This is a genomic window from Culturomica sp. (assembly GCF_003524185.1).
Taxonomy (GTDB): Bacteria; Bacteroidota; Bacteroidia; order Bacteroidales; family Marinifilaceae; genus Culturomica; species Culturomica massiliensis.
The window spans coordinates 61,626-79,926 of sequence record NZ_DOED01000027.1; the positions used below are offsets into that span (position 1 = coordinate 61,626).

Here is an 18,301-nt window from a genome sequence, read left to right on the forward strand (position 1 = left end):
ATAATTGAAAATTAGTAACATAAAATTTTTGAAAAAAATGGCAGGTCGAAATAGAAGCGCGAGTTTATGGTCTCCTTAGGTGTTTAATATATGAATTTCCCGGATTGGCGGCATGGACGATTTTGCAGGTTTATGGAAAGAGGGTGTATGCCAGAAAGTTTACTTGTTTAAATTTGGTATAATTGCTATATTTGTCAATATGAAGACTATGGATGCTTTATGAAATCAATCAGTGAATATTTACAACTATTGGCAGGCTATATGCAAACACATGCCTCCATTTATCATATTAAAAGGATAGGTATATTTGGCAGTGTGGCCAGAGGTGAGCAGACAGAACATAGTGATATTGATATTTGCTATGAAGGGGAAGCTCCGACTCTGTTTACATTGGCTCGTATTAAATATGAATTGGAAGCCTTATTAGGATGTCCTGTGGATTTAGTACGTGTGCGTGAGAGAATGGATGAAGTATTAAAACAAACTATTCAGAAGGAGGCTATCTATGTATGATGTAAAAGTCCTGCATTTACTTGATAAAGTAATCGAATTCAACAGCGGACGGAAACCATTCACTGTGTCAATGATTTTTGGGATTCTGCGACAGGTACGTTATTGCTGGACGGTGTTTGTATGAAATTGATAGCATCGGGTGAAAGTATAAAGAATCTGGATAAACTGACTGCTGGAAATTTACTTGTTCATTATCCACAGATTCCGTGGCGTGAAGTTATGGGAATGCGTGATATCATTGTTCATCATTATTTTGAAGTGGATGCTGATGTTATTTTTAATACGGTTCAGGAAAGCATTCCTCCTTTGTTGGAGGTGTTGGAACAGATGCGAAAAGACTTGGTAGAAGGAAAGTAAAAAAGGATGCCTCGGGCATCCTTTTGTTTTATGTATAAAGTTTACGAATCAAACCTACCGTTCAGTATATGAATTTCCAGAATTGGCGGAAAGGATGATTTAGTAGTTTAATATACAGATTAAAATTTAATTAGCTGAGTTTCTATATATGGAAACTTATTTTTATATTTGTGCTATGATTTCTATTGAAAAATTTAAGGTTATATTTTATAAGGATGCTTTAGAGTTTTTACAGAGAGTGGAATCTAAAACAAGGGAAAAGATTGTTTATAATATTGATAAAGCACGGTATACTTTAGACCCTAAATTATTTAAGAAATTAACAGGAACTGATATTTGGGAGTTCAGAACTTTGTACAAGGGGAAGCAATATCGTTTATTAGCTTTCTGGGATAAAGACGTTGATGTATTGGTGATTGCTACTCATGGTTTTGTGAAGAAAACGGATAAGACACCCATAAAAGAAGTGGCAAGAGCAAAAGAGATAATGAAAGAATATTTTGAACAAAAATAAGGGAGCTATGGAAGAAAAGAAGTTTTATACGCAGGAGGAGGTGAAAGATATGCTGATTGGAAAGAAAGGCACACCTGAACGCGATAATTATGAAAGTGAACTGAATTTATTTTTGATAGGTGAAGCTATTAAACGTACACGTTTGGATAAAAATATGACTCAGGAAGACTTAGGGAAACTGATAGGGGTACAAAAAGCTCAAATCTCCCGAATAGAAAATGGTAAGAATTTGACTTTGGCTACTGTTATTAAAATATTTAAAGCTTTGGGGGTAAATGCAAGGTTAGAAATAGAGGATAATGGTTATAAAGTAGCTTTGTGTTAAATAAAAAAAGGATGCCTCAAGAGAGCATCCTTTCGTTTTATATATAAAGTTTACGAATCAAACCTACCGTTCAGTATATGAATTTCCCGAATTCGCTGATTATGGTAAGCTTATTTCCTTCGCCTTCGTCATTGTCATAGCAGCGACCGACGATTTGGGCATCAATATTAAAGCTTTGGGAGATAGCGATGATTTTATCGGCTAATTCTTCATCGACGTATATTTCCATACGGTGTCCCATGTTGAATACTTTATACATTTCTTCCCAGGATGTGCCGGATTGTTCCTGTATCAATCTGAATAGGGGAGGAACCGGGAAAAGGTTGTCTTTTACAACATGCATATTTTCGACAAAATTCATCACTTTGGTTTGGGCTCCACCGGAACAGTGTACCATGCCATGGATTTGGGGGCGGTATTGATCCAGGATTTTTTTGATAACCGGAGCATACGTACGTGTCGGTGAAAGGACCAATTTGCCGGCATTGAGGGGAGAATCCGTTACGGTGTCCGTCAGTTTGCATTTCCCGGCATATACCAATTCTTCCGGTACGGCGTTATCGAAGCTTTCCGGGTATTTTTCCATCAGATATTTAGCAAATACATCGTGGCGGGCTGACGTCAGTCCATTGGAGCCCATACCGCCGTTGTATTCCGTTTCATAGCTGGCTTGTCCATAAGATGCGAGACCGACGATGACGTCTCCTGCTTTGATGTTGGCATTGTCGATGATCTCTTCTCGCTTCATCCGGCAGGTGACTGTCGAATCGACAATAATGGTGCGTACGAGGTCTCCGACGTCGGCTGTTTCGCCGCCGGTAGAATAGATACTTACTCCTAATTTCCGGTATTCTTCCAATAATTCTTCGGTGCCGTTAATAATGGCGGCGATCACTTCTCCGGGGATCCGGTTTTTGTTACGTCCGATCGTGGAAGATAAAAGGATATTATCGACAGCCCCTACACAGAGTAAATCGTCGATGTTCATAATCAGTGCATCCTGGGCAATCCCTTTCCATACAGAGAGGTCACCGGTTTCTTTCCAGTACATGTAGGCCAGGGAAGATTTTGTTCCGGCTCCGTCGGCGTGCATGATATTGCAGTAAGAAGGGTCACCTCCTAAATAATCGGGTACAATTTTGCAGAAAGCTTTGGGGAAAATTCCCTTGTCGATGTTTTTGATCGCGTTATGAACGTCTTCTTTTGAAGCGGATACGCCGCGTTTATTGTATCTTTCGTCTTTTCTCATGCTTAAATTCGTATACGAGGTTACGGATGTTTTACACTTTTACGTCGATTCGTACGTTTGTATGTCGTATTGAATATGCAAACTTACGGAAAACAATTAGAAAATCTCAGAAAAATTGAAAATTTTCAATGCCATATCCGGTTGAAGATCGCATATAAACGCCACCAAATCAGGAGTACCAGCCCGATTGTGATGATATAAGTTGCTGTCGTTCCCGTATGTAGGAAATAACGCACGGTGAAAGCCAAGCCTTCTATGCCATTCCAGGGATTGAGTCCTATCCAGGTATATCTGAATTCTTTAGGCATCGAGCTCATCGATAACAGGCTGAAAGCGACGACAAGAACGATCAGGGAAACAAAAAATGCGATTTTGTTGATACGGTTCATAGGTATAATCTTGAGTATTTAAAATATAAAATGTCTGTAAAAACAGAATAAGAGGTGGAAAGAAAACCTTTTAATATTAAAAAAGGATACCGGTTTCCGGTATCCCCTTCGCTCCTCAAGTAGGACTTGAACCTACGACCTACGGATTAACAGTCCGCCGCTCTAACCAACTGAGCTATTGAGGAATTTGTTTTAAGAACGACTTGTTTTTCTTGGCTCCTCAAGTAGGACTTGAACCTACGACCTACGGATTAACAGTCCGCCGCTCTAACCAACTGAGCTATTGAGGAATTTTCTAAAGCGATGCAAAGATAGAGCTATTTTTGAAAGTCACAAAATTTCGAAAGGAAAAATTATCGGTTCGGATTTTTTTTTCCTATGTTCATTTCTGGTGTAAAAAATTTGAATGAATTATGAAAAATAGTTAAGTTTGTGTGCTATTGGTAAATATGTGCATTATGACTTTTTTAAGCTGTTTATACAGAGCTGCGGTAGTGTGGCTTGTATTCACCCCATTGTGGGGGGAAGCGCAGACCTTGGTGTTGGGAAATGAAAAGAATTTCAGAAATTGTGTAGAAGGGGACGATAGTGAATTCAGGTTGGTAATAGAAAACAGGTCGGATGTTACAGCTTTTCAGGAAGGAACTTATTCTATTGATTGGGGGGATTCAAAACCCGGAGAAAATTTAACGAATGTAAATCATGCGGCTTTAAATACGTCCCATCTTTATACGGAGTGGGGGGTATATGAATTGAAGGTAAGTGCTGTTTCGAAACAATCCGGAAGAAGAGTGGAGCAGGTATATCAAGTGATAAACCTTTCAAATCCTGCCGTCGGTTTTGAGCGGAATTTATCGGGAACTCCTTGTGTGAATTCGGAGGCGGAAATCTATGTGACGAATTATAATTCCAATTCGGCGGCAACGACGTATACATTGGATTTCGGAGACGGGAGTACGCGGGAATATACTCAGGCACAAATTGTGGCTGACGGAGGAAAAGTTTTGCATCAGTATGAAAAGACCCATTGCCAATTGAATAAACCGAAAGGCATAACGATACGTGTGACGGCTAAAAACGAGTGTGGTTTTACGACTTCGATGGATTTCCCGAATTACATGATTATTCTTCCGCCGACCGCTGATTTCGATTACAAGGAGAAACCCGGTTGTACGGAACGGGAGGTGCAGTTTATCAATCAGACGGACGGTGGTTTGGGAAAAGATTGCCAACCGTTAAATCTGACTTATGAATGGGATTTCGGAAAAACCGGAGTGGGAGTGGGGCAGGAGAACGTAAAAAATCCATTGGTTGTTTACAATGAAGACGATACGTATCAGGTGACATTGGAAATTAAAAATTCCAATGGGTTTAAGTGTGCATATGTAAAGAAGACTTTGCCGGTCAGGATTATTAAGAGTGTAAAGGCTGGTTTTATCGTCGATAAAGATTCCGGATGTGATCCTCTGGGAGTTTCGTTTACGGATAAGTCGGCGGGTGAGGAACGCAAATATCAATGGACGGTTGTCGAACAGGGTGTGAACGGCGGTTATGCACCTACCGGGGGGCTGAATCAGGCCAATGTTCATATTAATTTTCATTACGGAACTTATAAGGTAACGCAAATTGTCAGTAACAATTGTTCGACGGATTCCAAAGATACGACGATAAGTGTGAAGAAGGATCCGGAAATTGTCGAATTCAAGGCATTGCCTGCCTTATGTCCGGGAAGTGTGTTGAGTTTGCCCGATTATATTACGTATGCCTGGTATAACAATACTCCGGATTTGAAGTGGGAGATTACCCCAGCGTCCGGCTGGATACTTAGGGCCGGAACGACACTGACGTCGGAAAAACCTCAGATTGAGTTTACACAACCGGGGAAATATACGCTGAAGGTTACTTTAAAAGGGGCCGGTTGTGGGGGTACGAAGCTGGTCGGAACACAGTTGTTGACGGTTTATGATCCGTCCGTGAAGGCAGAAGGGATGGTAGCCGATAAAACGGAAATGTGTGAAGGAGAGCGGTTGACCGTGAACGGCATTCCCGGGGGTGTGATTAACGGTGTAAATTGGTACGTAAAGACGGCTGCGGGAGTTACGGCATCCTGGAAGCCTCAAACTTCGGGTAACAGCACTTCGATACAGATACCGGAATATGGAAAATATGTATTGGTAGCCGATATCGACGGGGTATGTACGGATTCTGTAAAGAACTTTGAAGTAAGGGTATACAGGGCTCCTGAAATCGACTTATCGGCATTTCCTGCTTATCATTGTCCGGATAACGAGTTTTATCCGGGTGATTTCGTGAGGTATAAGGATAACGGAAATGAAAATGTCGCTGTGAAGTGGGAGGTTTTTACCGAAGGGAATCCGACGGATAAGGTAACGGTTATCGGAGGGAATACGATGACACCTAAATTAAAATTCAGTGAATGGGGGGATTATGAGATTCGGGTGACCTTGACGAATCCGACGTCTTGCGGTCCGACGGATAAATTGAGTGCTTCCCAGGTGTTGCATGTGGTGAATCCGCGTTTAGACGTGATTATTGAAGCAGACCAGAAGCAGATTTGTATCGGAGAAAAGTTGACGTTTACCAATACTTCTTCGGCTGCGGTAGAACCGACTTATTCATGGTCGGTGACCCCGGGTGTCGAATCTGTCGATTATGAGTTTACGGATGGAACGGATGCCACTCATAAAGCTCCGCATATTTTGTTTCATACTTCCGGAACATATAGTGTCAGTGGGTATGTGCAGGGTGTTTGCGGTGGGGAACCACTACCTTTTACGATTGTCGTTAAACAAGACCCGAAAGTGACGATCGATCCTCTGGAGGCGATGTGTCCTGGAATGCTTCGTTTGTCGGATACTCATGTACATTATGTATGGAATGACAGTTGGAACGGGGGAGCGGAAAGTTTGCGGAAAGTCGAATGGACGTTAGTGAATAAGCCGTTGAATGCGGAACATACGCCTTATACTTCTCCGGAATGGGATAAATTGTATCCGGAGATCGAGTTAAGGACTCCGGGAGAGTATACGTTGCAGGCAAAATTGGTTTCTGCGGCGAATTGCGGTGGGGACTTGGTAGCAACTCAAAAGATTTTGATATATGATCCTGAAATATATACGAATATAAAGCCGCATTTGGATGCTAATGTCCAGGATTTGGGGAGTGGTCGTTATCAGACGTTACAGGGAGAACCGTTGAATTTTGAGAATACGACGACGGGGGTAAATTTGAGTTATCAATGGACTGTCACTCCGGATGTCGGTTACACGATTTCGGATAAGAATGCGGACAAACCGGCGATTACTTTTAATAAGTACGGGGAATATAAGGTACGGGTGGATATTAACGGGGCTTGTAAGTCTGATTTCCGGGAATTTACAGTTGTAGTTAAGGGAGTACCCAGCTTTGTTTTTGACGTGATCCCGAATCGTTGTGATAATTGGGAGGAAGTGGTTGATATACGGGATTATCTGCATTGTGATTCGGCTGGAAGTGCGAGGATTCTTTGCAATTGGACAATCGTACCGGCAGACGGAGTGGTGGCTGTAGGGAGTAATTTGAGTGATATGTTTCCGAAATTGCGCTTCACCCGCAGCGGGGTATATCAGTTGACATTGCAGGCTGAAGCCGAGTATGGTGGTGTGCGGACTGTGTCCGGACAGGTGAATGTGTTGAAACATACGGTAGTAGCCAAGGCTGAGTTATCACAGGTAGCCGGATGTACGACGGACGGAGTCGTATTGCATTTAACGAATCGGTCAGAAGGAGATTCGTTAAGTTATGTATGGCGGGTAGAACCACAAATCGGATGGACCGGAAATTTGAATGTAGAAAATCCGGATTTGACATTTACCGATCCCGGAAATTATCAAGTGTTTCTAACGGCTGGGAATATTTGCGGGGAACAGCCGGTTGTGTATGATTTCCGGGCTTTTTCAAAGCCGGAAGTCGAGCGGTTGGGAGCAGAGGATTTAGGACGGCAATGTGAGCGGGATTATATATTTATCGGGACAGAACATGTCGGAGAAATCCGGGAGAATAACGACGAGTTGAATTATATCCGGTGGAAAATTACACCGGCGGGTGTAAATTGGGAAAACGGTACGGATGCTTCTACGCGTAAGCCGGATATGACGTTTGCGGGAGGAAAGACGTATCGTATTGTCGGAGAGTTTGCCAATCACTGCAAGGATACAGCCAGAATCGCCTATACTTTGGAGGTCGATAAGTTTGAGAAGGTCGTTTTGACTCAGCCGGATCCTTTATGTGCTATGAGTGAACCGATTTTGTTGCAGGCCACTCCGGAAGGAGGAGAATGGACTACCCGCGAAGCCGGCATGTTGATAGAGAAACCCGGAAAACAGTTTTATTTTGATCCGAACCGGAATGAGGAATCGGTCGTTTGGACGGTGTATGAGTACGGAAACGGAACTTGTATCGATAAGGACAGTATCCGGATAAAAATACGAAAACTACCTGTCGTTGATGCCGGTGGGGATTTGGATTATTGTCTGAATTCCGGGGAACAGAATCTGATCGGTATAGAACCTGCGGGATTACCTAATTGGTTCGGGAACGGTGTGAAAAACGGGAGTTTGTTTGATCCGGAAATTGCAGGAGAAGGCGTATCCCGGTTGGAGTACCGTTATACAGATCCTTTGACCGGATGTGATAATCTGGATACGGTGTTCGTAACGGTACATGAATTGCCGGATGCGGTTTTCAATGTATCAACCCGGCAATGCCGGGCGGTAGACTCCTTGTATGTCCCTGTCGAATTGGGTAAAGGACATCGTTTTAACTGGGATTTCGGAAATGGGGATACACAGGAAACAATAGATGCTCCGGCTTCTTATCGCTATCCGGCAGTCGGCGAATATCCGGTTACTTTGATCGTAACTTCTGTATATAATTGTGTCGTGGAGGGAACACCCCAGGTGGTAAAGGTCTTGAATCCTCCGCCAACAGCTCTTTTTGAAACAGATAAAGTGAACGGTTGCGGACCTTTGGAGGTTGCTTTCCGGGTCGACCCGGCACATTTTGCGGGGGATTATTATGATTTGCAATATTTATGGAGTTTTGGAAACGGAAATGTTACGACTGATTTACAGCCTGGAGTCCAGACTTTCGAGCCCCGGCTTTTCGATACGACTTATCAGGTGACGTTTAAGGTTTATAATGTATGTGGTACGGAAGCGACGATAAAGGATATTGCTGTTTATTCCCCGGCTGTAGCTGACTTTGTTTCAAATCCCGAAGATGAGGGGTGTACGCCTTTGGAGGTGACGTTTATAAACCGGAGTACGGGGTCCGGGAATACTTATGTTTGGGATTTCGGGGATGGAGAGACGTCGCAGGAGGAGGATCCGGTTCATATTTTCCGTACGGGTACAACCATGTCGGTATTCGAGATCGGCTTAACGGCTGTTAATCGTTGTACGCCTGATGGCAGCCGTGCAACTCGTTATATTAAAGTTAAGCCTAATACGATCCTGGCCCGTTTTATAAAAGACAAAAAATATTTATGTGCCGGGGATACGGTATGTTTTGAAAATTATTCGGTGGATAAAGATCCGACGGCTGCGTTGAATTATTTCTGGGATTTCGGGGACGGGGAGATCGCTGCCGTATGGGATACGTGTCACCGTTATCTGAATGCCGGTGTATACAAGATAAAGCTCGAGGTCGACAATGGGTGTGCCAGCAGGCAATACGTGGATTCCGTCGTTGTGCATACCATACCGGTTCTTCAAATCGAGGGAGAAAATGCCTTGTGTGAAGACAGTGAGTTGGATTTGCGTTTGGTATCGAGTGAGGCATTGAAAAATATTACCTGGAATTTTGGGGACGGAAAGACGGACCGGGGAATATGGCAAGTGTTCCATGCTTTTACGGAGCCCGGAATTTATGAGATAAATGTGCGTGGAGAAAGTAATCAGATACCTTCTTGCCCGGGAGTGGCAACAAAGCAGGTAGAGGTGTGGCCGAAGCCGCGGGTACAGATTGAGCCGTTGGATACGGTCGCCTGCCCGCCCTTCCTTTATCGGCCGAGAGTTGTAGCTACCGGTTATGATTATTTCCGCTGGGATTACGGGGACGATACGGGTTTGACCTCAGATATGGAGCATTTGTATGAGAATGACACTAATTTTATATTGGAATATGCAATTACGGCTTATGTGGAAAATAACAGGGGATGTAAGGAAGAGCATTCCGGTCGTATAAAAGTGTTTAACGGTCCCCGTGTCGCATTTGATAAAGATATTGCTTATGGGCGGCCGGAGAAAGTGACGTTTATCAATTTATCGAAAGATTATACGGAATTTATTTGGTACCTGCCGGATGGCCGGGTGGTTTATTCTCCGGAAGATCAGGAAGTCGTATTCAATGAAAAAGGGACTTATCCGTTGTCAATGGTCGGTATAAATGAGTACGGTTGCCGGGATTCGGTCTATACAGACCATATCGCTTATATGGGAGGCTTGTATTTTCCAAATACATTTATTCCGCATAATTCGAATCCGAAGGTCAATAATTTCCGGGGCATCGGAATGGGACTCAAAGAATATCATTTGGAAATATTCGATTTATATGGGAATAAAATATGGGAGACGACGGCATTGGAAGACGGTGAGCCTTCTGAAGGCTGGGATGGCCGTGATAAAAATGGGAAGTTGTTGCCACAGGGCGTATATATGTGGCGGGCAAAGGCTATTTTTTACAGTGAGGATCTTTGGACCGGGGATAATAATCCGTCGGGGGCTAAACAATCAACTCAGGGAACTGTATTGTTGTTAAGAAAATAATGAAAATTAAAGATAGAGAGATATGGGAAAGGTAGTTAACTATGCGACGTTGCTTTTGCTGGGGTGGACGATTGGCTGGCATTCGGCCGGGGCGCAGGATACGAAGTTGCCGCATCCTTTTATGTGGAAGTCTTTCAATAATCCGGGCTATAGCGGTTTCGACGGGTTGGCAAGTGTAAATGTCGGCATAAGGCGTGCTTATTGGAGTAAACCTTTGGATTTCCGGAGTTATTTCGTATCCGCGGATTATCCGTTTCAGGAAAAAAAGACGTTCGGTTTGGGGGGTGTTTCTCTGTTTTACCAACGGGATCAGGAAAATTCGTTGATGTATGTTACCAATACCATCGCAGCAGCTATTTCCGGACGGGTAAAGATTGCCCGTTCTACTGTTCTGCAAGTGGGTATACAACCGGCTCTTTATTTGAAAAGTCTCGATCCTTCACGGATCAAATTAGGAGATCAATTCGATCCTTATTACGGGCAAATTTTGGCGTTATCACCGGAGCTGATGGCTTTTTATGCCGATAATATTACCATGTTTGATGTGGCTGCCGGTATATACGGGCGGACCGATTTTTATATCGGATTCCGGGGGCTTGCAAGTTTGGAATATGGTTTATCTGTGTATCACATCATTGAATCGACACAATCATTTTTATCGGAGCACGGTTCGGTTTCTTCGGAAGAGAATTTATTAAACCGTCGTTATTCGGCTTATCTGGCTTATTCTCATCCCTTGCCTTTGGGTAATGGAATCAATACAGTGCTTGCTCCTTATTTGATGGTGGATATGCAATCGGTTATGAAGAACATACAATTCGGAGTTTATTGGGAGGAGGAGCGGTTCGGAATGATAGGCCTCGGGTTGCGTAGCGATCAGTATGAGGGGATGAATATCGGGACGTTTTTGTTGAATTTGGGATTGAACCTTCGGAAGAATGAGGATCAGGGCTGGAAAATCGGATATACATTTGAGGTACCTACTCACCAGGGAACGATGTATAAAAATACCAGTCATTCATTGTCATTGCATTGGTATTTTAAATACACACCTTCCCGTTGTATCGGTCGTTTCGACAATTCGCCGGATAATTTCCGGCGTCCCAAGGCGAGACGGAATGCCGGAAAGTCTTATCGGTTTTAATAGTTAGCAGGTTAAAAACGAAGGAGTATGATCGGACGTAAATTATTATATGGCGTTTTTTGTGTTTGCTGGCTTGTGCTTTGGTTGGTCGGGGATGTGACCCAAGGATATGCACAGGGTGCTGGTTTGGAAGATAAGTTGGTTTTGCACGAAGAAAATGATTTTTTGATTTGTAACGATGAGGGAAAGCAATTTCGTACGACGGTTACCAATGAGACGCCCGCCGGGATTTTTCAGGACGGTACTTATGAGGTGGATTTCGGAAACGGGACAGTAAAGTCGAATTTGTCGATGTCCAGCTTTCCTTTGTTATTGACTTATACTGAAAGTAAAGAATATATTTTAAAATTTTCAGCGATTGCGATATCTACCGGAACGAAAGTGACAAAAGAGTATAAGGTAAGGGCTTTGGGACGTCCTGTTATCGATTTGCGTAAAGTGGATGAAAATGCACAATGTATCGGAAGTGATGTCATTTATTTAGTGGAGGTGGCTGATAAAAATACGCCCGGAACGACCTACACCATGAATTACGACGACGGGACGGAGCCGGAAGTGTTGACAAACGATCAGTTGAAGAATCAGAATCAGCGGTTTGTACATCGGTATGACCATTCGTATTGCGACCGGGAACATATGGGTTCGTCTCATGAACAGTTTGAAGTGAAGTTGACGGTTAGAAATGAATGTAATTATTCTGATTTCAAGATTATCAGTGAGCATGTCGTAACTCCTTTGGATGCAAAATTTACATTCGATAAGAAAAAAAATTGTACTTATGAAAAGGTAAGGTTGCGGAACCTGACGACCGGCGGGGGAAATTCCGATTGTAGCGGGGGAAATATATTTTGGGAGTGGTATTATGGTGACGGGAAGGAATCGAATGCTTTTGAGCCGGAGATTACTTTTGAGGAAGCCGGAAATTATCCGATAAAATTAATAGCAACGAACAATTATTCCTGTGCCAACGATACGGCGACGGAAGAAGTGGTTTTGATCGACCGGGTAAAAGCTTTGTTTAAAATTGCGGACGATACGTTGTGCAGTGGCGAGACATTGGAATTTAAGAATTTGAGTACGGGTGACGAACTTCGTCCTTTTCGTTGGCAGATATTTCCCGAGGATGGAGGAACGCCTCCGACGATTGTAAATGGAAATTTTACGGTTACGGATCCGCAGATCAGATTCGATCATTATGGCCGTTACCGGGTATCACTTACCGTAACCAATGATTGCTCCGAGTCTGTCATGGATACGACTATTATCGTCAGGGAAGATCCCGGTATTTTAAAATTTGATTTACCTGCAACGATTTGTCCTCCCCGTTTGAATCTATCGGATTACGTTCGTTTTTCCTGGAATGGGAACGAGGTGAAGCCTGTATGGACGATTACCCGTGATGGCAGCGGTGAGACAGGATATACTTATGCCGGGGGAACCGGAAAAAATTCGGAATTTCCGCAAATAGATTTTACGCTGCCGGGAGATTATACCCTGAAAGTGCAATTGACGTCAGTCGGTTGCGGAGGGACTGTATTGGAAAAGTCGGGGCGGGTGAAAGTATATGATCCGGATTTGTTGATGAAGGTTACAACCGGTAATCTGGATATTTGTGAAGCCGGAACAGTTTTATTTACGAGTAATTCCGAAGGGGAGAATATCGACCATAAATGGACAGTGGCACCTTCGGCCAATACGAGTTTTGCCGGAGGAACAGTTGCTTCGGACCGGACCCCTTTGATTCGGTTTGATAAATACGGGGATTACGTGGTCCGCCTGAATTTGAAGACACATTGCACGGAAAAGGATTCTTCTTTTACGGTGCATGTACATAAAGAGCCGAATATTGCTCATTTTGAGCCTCAGGCTGCCGTATGTCCGGAAGATGTGATTGATTTTCACGATTGCATTATTTATCAGTTCTGGAATAATCCAGAGGAGGCAGAATGGACGATTACTCCTACAGCCGGACTTGAATTTTTGAACGGAACAGATGAACATTCCACCTATCCGGTAATTCGTTTTAAAACCCCCGGGACGTATGAATTTACGGTAAAACTGAACCCGGTTTCCTGTTCGACGGAGGGAGTTACGCAACAATTGACCCGGAAGGTGAAGGTCAGGAATTCGGCAATGACGCTGAAGGTTAGTGCCGATGATACGGCCGTATGTGAAGCCGGACGGTTGTCTTTTTCGATGACGGCGGCAGCAGCCGAAGACGATCCGATTGTTTATAATTGGACCGTTTGGTCTGATGCCCCGCAGGCCGATTATGCTTTTGAGGATTACGGAAATCAAAAATCGGTCGCCAAAGTTTTGTTCAATACCTGGGGAACTTATTGGGTACGGGGAGAGGCCAGCGGATATTGCGGCACGTTGGATTCTACGATGACGGTGACGGTGAAGAAAGATCCGGAGGTGCATTTGAGGGATACCGGTGGAATATGTCCGGGAACTGTGCGATTGGAGGATTATGTGAGTTATGAGTGGTATAATAATACACCGAAAGTGACCTGGGAAATTGTACCTGCCAGCAGCGGAACTCCGACCGATGGTTTTGGTTATTCGGAAGGGACGGGTGCCAATTCTTTATATCCGGTTGTCGATTTCCGGAAAAAAGGAGATTATCAGGTAAGAGCGACTTTAGAAACTGCCGGTTGCCGGGAAGAATATCTTACGGCGTTAAAACTATATACAGTTTTCGATACAACGATACTTGTGGATGTCCGGCCTTTGGGGGCGACGGATATTTGTGAGGGGGAGACGGTGCGTTTCCGGAACAGAAGTGAGGGGGTAGGATTGGTTTGTCATTGGCAGGTTGAAGGTCCGGAGGGCGGGTGGTTGTTTGCAGAGGGAACGGATGCGATGACAATGGCTCCGGTATTTCAGTTTTCCCGGTACGGGGATTATGTGCTGACGTTGGTTATGGAGGGTACCTGTAACCGGAAAGAACGGAAATTTCCGGTCAAGGTAAGAGGTATTCCGGATGTTGTGTTGACGGAACAAATGGCTCCGATATGTGCGTCTTCTGCGGCAATCGATATGGGGCGGTACGTGGAATACCGGGATTTGAAAAATTGTGATGTCACCTATTATTGGTCTGTAAATCCCGGGGATGGGTATGAATTTGCCGACGGTTACGGAAGAGATTCCCAATACCCGCAGATCAGTTTTACGAAGAACGATCGTTATACGATTACATTGGAAGTTTATTCCCAATGTGGAACGGGAGGGGTACAAACTTTCGATGCCAAGGTCAATGTGTTGAATAATAGCCTGAAAGCAGCTTTTGTATTGGATTCGACGGTTTGTATTCCTGCAAACCTGGTGTTGGATAACCGGTCGGAAGGTGATTCGTTGGTTTATAAATGGCATGTTTTACCTGAGACGGTTTCAGGAGGAGGGTGGGAGATTTCCGGAGAAGGGCAGGATACGGCGCGTTCTCCGCATTTGACGTTTTCGGAACAAGGGTATTATAATGTAACGTTGGCAGTGCAGAATCTTTGTGGTACGGACGATACGACGTTCCGTGTCCGGGCTTTTGCCGTACCGGAGGTGACTGTTGCCGATATAGCCGGGGTATGTGAGCCTTTTGCTTTTTCAGCCCGGGATCGGATTCTCGTAGAAGGAAATAATGATCGGATTCATAAGGCTGAATGGACAATAACATCGGCAGCCGTTTACGATTATTTTGATAAAACGGCTTTGTATCCGGATGTTGTATTTCATGCCGGAGAGTTTCAGGTGAATGTAAAATACTGGAACCGTTGTGCTCAACCCGGTGAAGGAAATTTTTCTGTTGTCGTGGATGAGTTTGTCCCGATACAGGCATTGAGGGATACGGCAGTATGTGTATTGACCGATCCTTTTCTTTTAAAAGCACAGCCGGATTGGGGAAGCTGGGGGTCAGAAGAGGGGGAGGTGTTGCAAAAAGACGGGAAATATTATTTCAATCCTCATTTCGACGCTTACTATGAAGGGGATATACAGGTCGTTTATAATTTACCGAACGGAACCTGTTTGGCTAAAGATACCTTAACGGTTCATATTCATCCTCTGCCGCGTGTAGATGCGGGGACGGATCCGGAAATGTGTTTGAATCACGCTCCTTTGCCGTTGACGGGAACTCCGGTTGCCGGGCATTGGGAGAGTGCCGGAGAGGTATTGCCCGGAGATAAATATACGCCATCGACGGCTGGTGATTTTGCCGTATATTATTATTATACCGATGGAAATGGGTGTACGAATTTTGACTCGGTAACACTTACGGTGCATCCTTTGCCGGTAACGACCTTCCGGACCGAAGCGCAGCATTGTCGTTATGCCGAAGCATTGTTTATGCCGGACCAGCCGGAAGGAAATCGTTTTGAGTGGGATTTCGGGGATGCTGCACCGGTTGTTGTTTCCGGAGGAGATACCGTACATGTGTATGACGGATACGGTTATTACGATGTCCGTAATGTGACGACATCCTCGCATGGGTGTATCGATCGGTCGGCACCAGTTCGGATAGAAGTCGTCAATTTACCGCCAGACGCTTATTTCGATGTGGATCGTATCAATGGGTGTGCTCCTTTTGAAGCGATGTTTTCTGTCGATCCGTCCCGTTATCCGGACGACCATAATCATCTTTCTTTTGCTTGGGATTATGGAGACGGAACGATAACGGACAGTTTAATGCCTATCCGGCCGAAATTTTATCAGGAGGGACTTTGGGACACCAGTTATATAGCTACTTTTACGGTGAAGAATAAGTGTGGCGTGAGAACTTACGATACGTTGCTTACGGTGAATTCCTATCCCATTGCCGGTTTTGAATTAATGCACAAATGGGAATGTTCTCCGGTAACGCTGGAGTTACAGAATACGACAACAGGTAACCAGTGTAAGTTTACGTGGGATTTCGGGGACGGAGCGCCGGTAGATCATACCCCTAATGCCGTTCATGTATTTACAACAGGAGGAACTTCTACAAAATACCATATCACTCTTGTTGCTGAAAATAAATGCGGGAGGTCGGAGCATACCGATTCCCTGATTGTAAAGCCACGTTCCTTATCTGCCCATTTTACACCTGCTAAGCCATATGCCTGTGTGGACGAGGTGCTGTGTTTTAAAAATAATTCGACGGATACTTTAGGGTTGGTAGAGAATACCTATTGGAATTTCGGAGACGGAGACCGGGATTCTTTGTGGGATGTTTGTCACAGCTATGCTGCTGCCGGTAAATATCAGGTACAGTTGTATATCGAAAACGGCTGCGGGTTCGATACAATCAGCGACTGGATTCAGGTGCATCCTTTGCCTCAATTGGCCATACTTACTTCCGAACATTTGTGTGAGGCGGATACATTTACTTTTGTTGTCCGTTCGGATCAGGAATTGAAACGGGTACAATGGGATTTCGGAGACGGTAGTACAGGAACAAAAGACAGTATGCGGTATGTATATGCGGGATATGGACATTATCATGTTGCTGTGACGGGAATTGCAGCCAGCTTACCGGCTTGCCGGGCTACTGTGACAAAGGAAGTTGATGTTTATAACAAACCGATTGTTACCATATTGCCGTTAGATACGGCTCATTGTAGTCCTCTGTATTATAAGCCGTCGGTAGAGGCTGTGGGAGTGAATTTTTTTATGTGGGATTTCGGGGACGGTTCAGAACCGGTTTCTGTCGGAGAGCATCGTTATGAAAATGAGACGGATGAGGTGCAGCAATATACCGTAACGGCGAATGTGGAAACCGATAAGGGGTGCCGTTCGGAATATAAACGGCATGTAACGGTATACAACCTGCCCCGGGCTAAAATGGAGAAAGAAGTGATAACGGGTAAGCCGGAAAAGGTTAAATATATCAATTTGTCGGAAGAATATACCGATTGCATTTGGCTTTTGCCTTCCGGTGAAGAAGTGCACGGTATGGGTGATTGGGAATTGGAATTCGACCGTAACGGGGTTTATGATGTCACTTTGATAGCTTTTAATTATCATGGTTGCAGTGATTCGATTACTCTTGAGCATGAAGTTCTGATGAAGGGACTTTTCTTCCCGAATACTTTTATCCCGCACAGCAAGAATGAAAAAGTAAATCGTTTTAACGGAATCGGTATGGGGTTACGGGTTTATTGCCTGGAGATTTACGATCAGTATGGAAATAAGCTTTGGGAAACCCGGGCTTTGGAAAACGGAATGCCTTCCGAAGGTTGGGACGGTACGAACAATAAAGGAGAGACGATGCCGCAGGGAATGTATATCTGGAGAGCCCGGGCCATTTTTGGGGATGATGATGTATGGACCGGGAAAAACAATGATTCCGGAGTTGAGCAGACCGTTCAGGGGAGTGTGTTGCTGTTGAGAGAATAAGTTCATATTTATTTTAGATTTTAGATTTAAAATTTTAGATTGCTTGCAATCTGATTTGTTATCAGATTCTTTAATCTAAAATTGTAAATTGAGTGCGCATTCCGGTTTTTGAGAGGAGTATAAATTGGGGCTTGAAATAGGCAAGCGTTATGATATACCGGAAGTGTAAGGAATACAGAACATAACCGAATAATTAAATAGAAAAAAGATGGATTATTTTAAAGAAGCAGATGTCGCAGTAACCGTATGTGATAAAGAGGGGCGTATCATAGATATGAACGATAAATCGCGTAAGACATTTCTGAAACCCGGAAGGGAAGAGCTGATCGGTAAAAATGTGTTGGATTGTCATCCGGAACCGGCGAAGTCTTTGTTGGCTGATATGTTACAACATCCGCGGACGAATGCCTATACGATAGAAAAAGAAGGTGTAAAAAAGTTGATTTATCAAACGCCATGGTATGAAAATGGTGAGTATATGGGATTTATGGAACTTTCGATGGTTATACCGTTTGAAATGAAGCATATGATTCGCAAATAGATTCGGAAACGGAAAAATCTGAAAATCTGGAATCCAAGGGACGGATTTTTAATTATTTTTGAGTTTCAATAAAAAG

General features: G+C 43.9%; 10 protein-coding genes and 2 tRNA genes. 8 read left to right on the forward strand and 4 right to left on the reverse strand.

Features of this window, described 5'->3' with window-relative positions; all coding sequences use genetic code 11:
• Window positions 1–219: 219 nt before the first annotated feature.
• The 4 genes from DD657_RS09545 (at window position 220) to DD657_RS09560 (ending at window position 1,709) form a co-directional block, all read left to right on the forward strand.
• A complete protein-coding gene (locus tag DD657_RS09545) occupies window positions 220–513 on the forward strand; it encodes a nucleotidyltransferase family protein (protein WP_068690811.1) in 294 nt (97 codons plus the stop codon).
• A 120-nt stretch (window positions 514–633) separates the two neighbouring features.
• Entirely contained in the window at window positions 634–870 is a 237-nt protein-coding gene (locus DD657_RS09550) for a HepT-like ribonuclease domain-containing protein (protein WP_287049689.1), read from the forward strand.
• Window positions 871–1,018: 148 nt separating this feature from the next.
• Window positions 1,019–1,384 (forward strand): type II toxin-antitoxin system RelE/ParE family toxin, encoded by a 366-nt coding sequence (locus tag DD657_RS09555; protein ID WP_287049690.1) that lies wholly within the window; start codon window positions 1,019–1,021, stop codon window positions 1,382–1,384.
• A 7-nt stretch (window positions 1,385–1,391) separates the two neighbouring features.
• The gene (locus tag DD657_RS09560; protein WP_068692258.1) at window positions 1,392–1,709 is read left to right on the forward strand and encodes a helix-turn-helix domain-containing protein; all 318 of its coding nucleotides are present in this window, start codon (window positions 1,392–1,394) and stop codon (window positions 1,707–1,709) included.
• A 70-nt stretch (window positions 1,710–1,779) separates the two neighbouring features.
• Here the strand turns inward: DD657_RS09560 and DD657_RS09565 are convergent, their stop codons facing one another.
• The 4 genes from DD657_RS09565 to DD657_RS09580 form a co-directional block, all read right to left on the reverse strand.
• Window positions 1,780–2,958, reverse strand: a complete 1,179-nt coding sequence (locus DD657_RS09565; protein WP_068690807.1) for an AIR synthase related protein — start codon at window positions 2,956–2,958, stop codon at window positions 1,780–1,782.
• Between the two features lie 125 nt (window positions 2,959–3,083).
• A complete protein-coding gene (locus tag DD657_RS09570; protein ID WP_021987115.1) occupies window positions 3,084–3,347 on the reverse strand; it encodes a hypothetical protein in 264 nt (87 codons plus the stop codon).
• 111 nt (window positions 3,348–3,458) lie between these two features.
• Window positions 3,459–3,532 (reverse strand) — tRNA-Asn (locus DD657_RS09575).
• A 28-nt stretch (window positions 3,533–3,560) separates the two neighbouring features.
• Window positions 3,561–3,637 (reverse strand) — tRNA-Asn (locus tag DD657_RS09580).
• A gap of 168 nt (window positions 3,638–3,805) precedes the next feature.
• Between DD657_RS09580 and DD657_RS09585 the strand changes: the two genes are divergently transcribed.
• The 4 genes from DD657_RS09585 (at window position 3,806) to DD657_RS09600 (ending at window position 18,225) form a co-directional block, all read left to right on the forward strand.
• Window positions 3,806–10,174 (forward strand): PKD domain-containing protein, encoded by a 6,369-nt coding sequence (locus DD657_RS09585; RefSeq protein ID WP_287049694.1) that lies wholly within the window; start codon window positions 3,806–3,808, stop codon window positions 10,172–10,174.
• A gap of 22 nt (window positions 10,175–10,196) precedes the next feature.
• The gene (locus DD657_RS09590; protein WP_021987117.1) at window positions 10,197–11,318 is read left to right on the forward strand and encodes a PorP/SprF family type IX secretion system membrane protein; all 1,122 of its coding nucleotides are present in this window, start codon (window positions 10,197–10,199) and stop codon (window positions 11,316–11,318) included.
• Between the two features lie 27 nt (window positions 11,319–11,345).
• On the forward strand, window positions 11,346–17,684 hold the full coding sequence (locus DD657_RS09595; protein ID WP_287049697.1) for a PKD domain-containing protein: 6,339 nt from the start codon (window positions 11,346–11,348) through the stop codon (window positions 17,682–17,684).
• Between the two features lie 208 nt (window positions 17,685–17,892).
• Window positions 17,893–18,225, forward strand: coding sequence for a PAS domain-containing protein (locus tag DD657_RS09600; RefSeq protein WP_021987119.1), 333 nt, complete (start codon window positions 17,893–17,895; stop codon window positions 18,223–18,225).
• Window positions 18,226–18,301 lie beyond the last annotated feature (76 nt).